Origin of the sequence: Mycobacterium sp. (assembly GCF_019243155.1) — a bacterium.
Lineage (GTDB): Bacteria > Actinomycetota > Actinomycetes > Mycobacteriales > Mycobacteriaceae > Mycobacterium.
Genome location: NZ_JAFAUS010000233.1, coordinates 1 through 2377, shown reverse-complemented (window position 1 = coordinate 2377; position 2377 = coordinate 1). Strand labels below are relative to the sequence as shown.

Below are 2377 nucleotides of genomic sequence, written 5' to 3'. Positions count from 1 at the left end.
GGGCCCACCTTCGACACGCTCGGCGAAGTCGACGGCAAGCAGGTGGTCGCGATCGAGGGCACGCTGACACATCCGACGACCGGCCACCTCAATATGACGACGGTGTCCCAGCGCGACGGCCTGACGCTGGGCGAAGCGCTCACGCTCTGGCTTTCCGGACAGGAACAGCTGATACCGCGCGACCTCATCTATCCGCCGGGTAAGTCGCGCGAGGACGTGGACAAGGCCAACAACGCCGATTTCAAGCAATCCGAGGACAGCGCCGAATATGCCGCGCTGGGTTACCTCAAATACCCGGCCGCGGTGACGGTGGCCAAGGTGACCGATCCCGGTCCCTCCGCGGGCAAGCTGAAGGACGGCGACGCGATCGACGCGGTCAACGGCACCCCGGTCGCCAACGTCGACCAGTTCACCGGATTGCTGAAGAACACCAAGCCCGGCCAGACCGTGACGCTCGATTACCGCCGCAAGAATGAGCCGGCCGGCGTCGCGCAAATAACGTTGGGCACCAACAAAGATCGCGACTACGGCTTTCTCGGAGTCGCGGTGCTCGACGCGCCGTGGGCGCCGTTCACCGTGGACTTCAATCTCGCCAACGTGGGCGGCCCGTCGGCCGGCCTGATGTTCAGCCTGGCCGTCATCGACAAGCTGACCACGGGCGACCTGACCGGATCGAAGTTCATCGCGGGGACCGGCACCATCTCGGCCGACGGCAAGGTCGGCCAGATCGGCGGCATTACGCACAAGATGGTCGCCGCGCACGCGGCGGGCGCCAGTGTGTTCCTGGTGCCCGCGAAGAACTGCTACGAGGCGACGTCGGACAATCCCTCCGGAATGAAGTTGGTGAAGGTCGACACCCTCGGCCAGGCGGTTGATGCGCTGCACACGATCACGTCGGGCGGCCAAGCGCCGAGCTGTTAGCGACCCTCAGATCACCGATCGCGCGCATGCGTAGAGTTATCAGCGTCTAGAAATCGAGCAGGGAGCGTAGCCAGTGGGGATGCGGCCCACCGCACGGATGCCGAAGCTGACTCGGCGTAGCCGGATTCTGATTCTGATCGCATTGGGCGTGATCGCTCTGCTGCTCGCGGGGCCGCGGTTGATCGACGCCTACGTGGACTGGCTGTGGTTCGGCGAGCTCGGTTACCGCTCGGTGTTCACCACCGTGCTGGTGACCCGCTTCGTGGTCTTTCTGGTGGCGGGCCTGCTGGTGGGCGGCATCGTTTTCGCCGGCCTCGCGGTCGCCTACCGCACCCGCCCGGTCTTCGTGCCGAGCAACGACAACGACCCGGTGGCGCGCTACCGTGCCCTCGTCCTGTCCCGCCTTCGACTGGTGGGCACCGGCGTCCCGGTGGCGATCGGATTGCTGGCCGGCATCGTCGCGCAGAGCTATTGGGTGCGGATCCAGCTGTTCCTGCACGGGGGAGACTTCGGCGTCAGGGATCCGCAGTTCGGCAAGGATCTCGGGTTCTACGCCTTCGAATTGCCGTTCTACCGCCTGCTGCTCAGCTACATGTTCGTCGCGGTGTTCCTGGCCTTCATCGCCAATCTGTTGTCGCATTACATCTTTGGCGGCATCCGGCTCTCCGGCCGCACCGGCGCGCTGAGCCGATCGGCGCGCATTCAGCTGGTCACCCTGGTCGGCCTGTTGGTGGTGCTCAAGGCCCTCGCGTACTGGCTGGACCGCTACGAGTTGCTCTCGCACACCCGGGCGGGTAAGCCCTTCACGGGCGCGGGCTATACCGACATCAACGCCGTACTGCCGGCCAAACTGATCCTGATGGCGATCGCGGTCATCTGCGCAGCGGCGGTGTTCTCCGCGGTCGTGTTGCGGGACTTGCGCATTCCGGCCATCGGCCTGGTTCTGCTGCTGCTCTCGTCGCTGATCGTGGGTGCCGGCTGGCCGTTGATCGTCGAGCAGATCAGCGTCAAACCCAATGCCGCGCAGAAGGAAAGCGAATACATCAGCCGCAGCATCGCCGCGACGCGACAGGCCTACGGTTTGACCTCGGACCAGGTCACCTATCGCACGTACAACGGGGACGCTCAGGCCACCGCCCAGCAGGTCGCCGACGACCGCGCGACCACCTCCAACATCCGGTTGCTCGACCCGACGATCATCAGCCCGGCGTTCACCCAGTTCCAGCAGGGTAAGAACTTCTACTACTTCCAGGACCAGCTGTCGATCGACCGCTACCACGACCGCACCGGTGCCTTGCGTGACTATGTCGTCGCCGCTCGCGAACTCAATCCGGATCGGCTGATCGACAACCAACGTGACTGGATCAACCGGCACACCGTCTACACCCACGGCAACGGATTCATCGCGTCGCCGGCCAACACGGTGCGCGGCATCGCGAACGACCCGAACCAAAAT

At 64.8% G+C, this 2377-nt stretch carries 2 protein-coding genes; both read left to right on the top strand.

Going from position 1 to position 2377, the window contains the following annotated elements; genetic code table 11:
* On the top strand, positions 1–921 hold a 921-nt coding region (locus JOZ00_RS11575; protein WP_293343894.1), incomplete at its 5' end, for a PDZ domain-containing protein.
* A 73-nt stretch (positions 922–994) separates the two neighbouring features.
* Positions 995–2377: UPF0182 family protein (locus JOZ00_RS11570; protein ID WP_293343893.1), on the top strand; the 1383-nt coding region annotated here is incomplete at its 3' end.